The organism is Mesorhizobium sp. P5_C1 (assembly GCF_054049815.1).
In genome coordinates this window covers 1-4,606 of the sequence record NZ_JBFULQ010000438.1, presented here as the reverse complement: position 1 = coordinate 4,606, position 4,606 = coordinate 1, and the positions used below count along the sequence as shown (strand labels likewise).

Here is a 4,606-nt window from a genome sequence, read left to right as displayed (position 1 = left end):
GTTGAAGGACGCACCTATACTTATCCTTGACGAGGCGRCGTCCGCGCTCGATTCCGAGGCTGAAGCGGCCATCCAGGAGAATCTCTACAAGCTCATGCAAGGCAAGACCGTCATCGCCATCGCGCACCGGCTGTCGACCATCGCGGCGATGGACCGGCTGGTGGTGATGGACAGGGGCCACGTCATCGAGGAAGGTTCGCACGAGGAACTCGTCGCCCGGGGCGGGCTCTACGCGCAGCTCTGGCAGCGTCAGTCGGGCGGGTTCCTGCTCGACGATGGCCCGGCCGATGCCGCCAATGACGCACGTGCAAAGGGGCAAGCCGCAGAATGATGGCCGCCGCATGATGACAGCCGTCTATCGCTGGTTCGAGAACTGGGTCTATCCGTTCAGGGAGCCGGCGAATCTTCGGCCACCGACGAGCGTCGGCGGTTTTCTCTGGCACTATGTCGGCCAGGCGAAATTCGCCTTTTTCGCCATGCTGCTCATCGGCGGCATAGCACCGCTGGTCGAAGCCGGCCTGTTCTACTTCGTCGGGCGGCTGGTCGACATTCTCGACCAGCTTCCCGGCGAGCGCAGCTGGCACGCGCTGTGGAATGCCGCCGGCCCCGAACTGGTGTTCATGATCGCGGTGGTGCTGGTCATCCGCACCATCGTCGTCGGCCTGTCAGCGCTGGTCGACGAACAGACAATCACGCCCGGCTTCTACAATCTGGTGCGCTGGCAGGCGCACCGGTACGTGTCGCGCCAGTCCTACGCCTTCTTCCAGAACGATTTCGCCGGCCGCATCGCCACCAAGGTCTGGCAGGCGGGCCAAGCCACCGGTGACCTGATGGAAAGCTTCATCGAGGTCATCTGGTTCATGATCGTCTATACCGTGACGACGCTGGCGCTGGTCGCCGGGCTGGATCTCAGGCTGGCCGTGCTGGTGGTGATCTGGATTTCCGCCTTCGGCTGGCTGGCCAAGCTCTATCTGCCGGCAATCCGTAAGCACGCAGAGGAAACCGCCGAAGCCGGCTCGATGATCACCGGCCGCATCGTCGATTCCTATTCGAACGTGCAGACGCTGAAACTGTTCTCGGCCGATGGCGACGACCGCTACATCAAGAACGGCTTCGACATCTATCTCGACGCGCTGCGCCCGTTCACCCGCCGACTGACCGGCGTGCGTATGGCGCTGACGACACTGTCGGGCATCATGATCACGACGATCGGTTGCTTTGCCGTCTATCTGTGGCTCGAAGGCTCGATCACCGTTGGCGCGGTCGCCTTCACGCTGTCGCTGGTGCTGCGGCTCAACATGCTGCTCGGCCGGGTGATGATGCAGCTCAACGGCATATTGCGTAATCTCGGTGTGCTGGAAAACTCCAAGGCGCTGGTCTCGCAGCCGCTCGGCCTCACCGATGCGCCCGGCGCAAAAGAACTCGTGGTGGCCGGTGGGCGCATCGAGGTCAAGAATGTCGAGTTCCACTACGGCAAGGGGTTCGGCGTGCTCAACGGCATCGACCTAGTCGTGCGGCCGGGTGAAAAGGTCGGGCTGGTCGGGCCGTCCGGCGCCGGCAAGACGACGCTCGCCAATCTGATCCTGCGGCTCTACGATCTGGAAAGCGGGTCCATCACCATCGACGGTCAGGACGTCGCTGGTGTGACGCAGAATTCGCTGCGCGCCAATATCGGTGTCGTCAGCCAGGACACGGCACTGTTCCACCGTTCGCTGCGCGACAACATCAAACTCGGCATGCCTGACGCGACCGATGCCGAGATGATCGCTGCGGCCAGGAAGGCCGAGGCGCACGAATTCATCGTGGGCCTTCGCGACAACCGGGACCGTGCCGGCTACGAGGCCTTTGTCGGCGAGCGCGGCGTCAAACTGTCGGGCGGCCAGCGCCAGCGCGTGGCAATCGCCCGCGTCTTCCTCAAGGACGCGCCGATCCTGATCCTCGACGAGGCGACGTCGGCGCTGGACTCGGACATCGAGGCGGCGATCCAGGAGAATCTGGCGTTGCTGATGGAGGATAAGACGGTCATCGCCATCGCCCATCGGCTGTCGACCATCGCCGCGCTCGACCGGCTGGTGGTGCTCGACGGCGGCCGCATCGTCGAACAAGGCACGCATGACGAACTGGTGGCGCTTGACGGGCTCTATGCGCGGCTGTGGCAGCGGCAGTCCGGCGGCTTCCTCTATCACGAGGAAAGCGTGCTCGAAGAGACGCGACCGGCGGAATGAGGGGGCGGCGGAGTGAGGGCATGGGTGGATCGGCGGAGGTCGGCTTTGTGCTCAAGCGGCTCCGGCCAACCACGCCGGGCTTCGACGCGCTGAAGGAGGAGAGCCGTCTGGAGGGGTACTGGATGCTGGTGCGCCTGGCGGATGGCTGGGCAAGCGGCCGCAACAAGTTCCTGAAGCGGGGCGAGGCGCTGTACGGCACATGGCATGGCCGCGACCTCGCCGGTGTGTGCGGGCTGAACATCGATCCTTATTTCGAGGCGAGGGACCAGGGCCGGGTCCGGCACCTGTTCGTCAGCGCGCCTCACCGCCGCACCGGCCTTGGCCGCATGATGGTCGAGACCGTCATCGATAGGGCGCGTCAGCATTTTACCGCGCTGAACACCCGTGCGCCGCAAGAAGCCTTCGCGTTCTATGAGCGGCTTGGCTTCCAGCCGGTGATAGGCGAAGAATTCGTCACACACCGCATGATTTTTGGGAAAGGAGGCTGAAATGTCGCTGCGTCCTCCATCTGCCAGCGCCACGGCTGCCGAAGCCGCCTTCGACGCGCTCGGCCATGAAATCCTCGCCGAGAAGGCGGCAGCACTCGGCCGCGCCGGCCAGCGGGTCGAGGAAACGCTGGGGAGGCTGCGCGACAATGGCGATGAGAACCTGCGTCCCCGTCTCCTCAAGGAGGCCGCAGAGGCGGTGCACGGCTATTTCATCCAGCGCGAACTGTGCGGATTGCGAAAGCATGACGCCGTCATTCGCGAATACAACATCCCGAAGGCGGTTCTGGTCAGGCTCGGCGCGAAATAGCTCTTTTGTTCGACCATGACCTCCGGCGAAAACTGGTTCCCGCTTTCGGGATCATGGTCATTCCAGCCATTCGGTGATGAAGGTGCCGTTCTCGTGGATGTCGGTGGTTTCCAGAGGGCCCGGTCCGAGATTGGTGAATTTGTGCGGCGTGTTGGGCGGAACGATCACGATCTGGCCGGCAAAGGCCTCGACCTCCTGGTCGCCGACCGTGAACAGGCCGGTGCCCTGGCGGATGATGAAGATCTCTGCGTAGGGATGCGTGTGGAGCCGGGGGCCGCCGCCGACATCAGGCAGATAGTTGAAGATCAGGCAGGACTTGGAGCCGTAGGCGCCGCATTGCAGCTCGCCCTTCCAGCCGTCAGAGCKAACAGCCCATGTGTCGCGGTCTATGACGTGTGYCATGGTGGCAAGGATAGACCGGGCCGGTGTCCGGTGTCGAGGTGGAGGCGACCCCGGAATTGCGGTTGTTTCCCTGTTGTTTAGCGATCTTTGGCGGCCATCCGGCGTCGCGCTGACCGAGGACGGATTTTGTCCCCGCGACAATCTGCCCTTGTGCCTTCACCCGTCTGGACAAAAACGGGCTTCACGCATAAACCGAAGTCCAAATGCCGGAGGAATTCGCAAGCCTGTTCGCCATGCGCTGTCGGGTTGGCGCAATTGAGCGGGGAACATGGCTCAGCCACCGGCGCGGAATAGGCGAAAGGATCAGGCACCCGTGAGCGCAACCGACACCCAGGATCCCAACCGTCGTGATTTTCTCTATGTCGCCACCGGCATGGCCGCGGTGGTCGGCGCGGGTGCCCTCGCATGGCCGTTCATCGACCAGATGCGCCCTGACGCCTCGACACTGGCGTTGGCTTCCGTCGAGGTCGACGTCGCTTCACTGACCCCGGGCATGTCGCTGATTGTCAAATGGCGTGGCAAGCCTGTCGTGGTGCGCAACCGCACCGAGCAGGAGATGAAGGACGGCGAGGCGGTCAAGCTGACAGACCTCAAGGATCCGATCGCCCGCAACGCGAACCTTCCGGCCGACGCGCCGGCGACCGACGCCAACCGCACCACGCCCGGCAAGGAAGCCTGGATGGTGATGGTCCAGGTCTGCACGCATCTGGGCTGCATTCCGCTCGGCCAGGAAGGCGAATTCGGCGGCTGGTTCTGCCCGTGCCACGGTTCGCAATACGACACGGCCGGCCGCATTCGCAAAGGCCCGGCGCCCGAGAACATGGCAGTGCCGGTATTCAAGTTCATTTCCGATACCAAGATCCTTATCGGTTGAGGCAGGGGATATTTCGATGAGCGAGGGACACTCGACCTATACGCCCAAGACCGGTATCGAACGCTGGTTCGACGCCCGCATGCCGCTGCCGCGGATGGTCTATGACAGTTTCATCGCCTATCCGGTGCCGCGCAACCTGAACTATGCGTGGACCTTCGGCGGTATCCTGGCGATCATGCTGGTGTCGCAGATGCTGACCGGCATCGTGCTGGCCATGCACTTTGCGGCCGACACCAGTCTCGCCTTCGATTCGGTCGAGAAGATCATGCGCGACGTGAATTCGGGCTGGCTGTTGCGCTATCTCCATGCC

General features: G+C 63.4%; 5 protein-coding genes and 2 pseudogenes. 6 read left to right on the top strand and 1 reads right to left on the bottom strand.

Translation table 11 applies throughout. The features are described 5' to 3' along the window. From ACXJ7R_RS25260 to ACXJ7R_RS25245, 4 genes and pseudogenes are all read left to right on the top strand, one after another. Positions 1 to 331 (top strand): annotated as a pseudogene (locus tag ACXJ7R_RS25260) (ABC transporter ATP-binding protein); the annotation flags it as partial. A gap of 10 nt (positions 332 to 341) precedes the next feature. Further along, a complete protein-coding gene (locus ACXJ7R_RS25255; RefSeq protein WP_457154203.1) occupies positions 342 to 2,225 on the top strand; it encodes an ABC transporter ATP-binding protein in 1,884 nt (627 codons plus the stop codon). Between the two features lie 20 nt (positions 2,226 to 2,245). Beyond that, entirely contained in the window at positions 2,246 to 2,713 is a 468-nt protein-coding gene (locus ACXJ7R_RS25250) for a GNAT family N-acetyltransferase (protein ID WP_457154202.1), read from the top strand. 1 nt (position 2,714) lies between these two features. Continuing rightward, complete coding sequence (locus tag ACXJ7R_RS25245) at positions 2,715 to 3,020, top strand: DUF6665 family protein (RefSeq protein ID WP_457154201.1); 306 nt, start codon at positions 2,715 to 2,717, stop codon at positions 3,018 to 3,020. A gap of 57 nt (positions 3,021 to 3,077) precedes the next feature. Here ACXJ7R_RS25245 and ACXJ7R_RS25240 read toward each other — a convergent pair whose 3' ends face one another. Further along, positions 3,078 to 3,422, bottom strand: coding sequence for a cupin domain-containing protein (locus tag ACXJ7R_RS25240; protein WP_457154200.1), 345 nt, complete (start codon positions 3,420 to 3,422; stop codon positions 3,078 to 3,080). 313 nt (positions 3,423 to 3,735) lie between these two features. On the opposite strand from ACXJ7R_RS25240, the gene petA reads away from it, so the two are divergent. Next, on the top strand, positions 3,736 to 4,296 hold the full coding sequence (petA, locus tag ACXJ7R_RS25235; protein ID WP_457154199.1) for a ubiquinol-cytochrome c reductase iron-sulfur subunit: 561 nt from the start codon (positions 3,736 to 3,738) through the stop codon (positions 4,294 to 4,296). Between the two features lie 16 nt (positions 4,297 to 4,312). Then, positions 4,313 to 4,606 (top strand): annotated as a pseudogene (locus ACXJ7R_RS25230) (cytochrome b); the annotation flags it as partial.

What these genes read in the sequence shown, in the direction of transcription:
- ACXJ7R_RS25255 (WP_457154203.1), top strand. Translation starts at nt 342, where the DNA reads ATGATGACAGCCGTCTATCGCTGGTTCGAGAACTGGGTCTATCCGTTC.
- ACXJ7R_RS25250 (WP_457154202.1), top strand. Translation starts at nt 2,246, where the DNA reads ATGGGTGGATCGGCGGAGGTCGGCTTTGTGCTCAAGCGGCTCCGGCCA.
- ACXJ7R_RS25245 (WP_457154201.1), top strand. Translation starts at nt 2,715, where the DNA reads ATGTCGCTGCGTCCTCCATCTGCCAGCGCCACGGCTGCCGAAGCCGCC.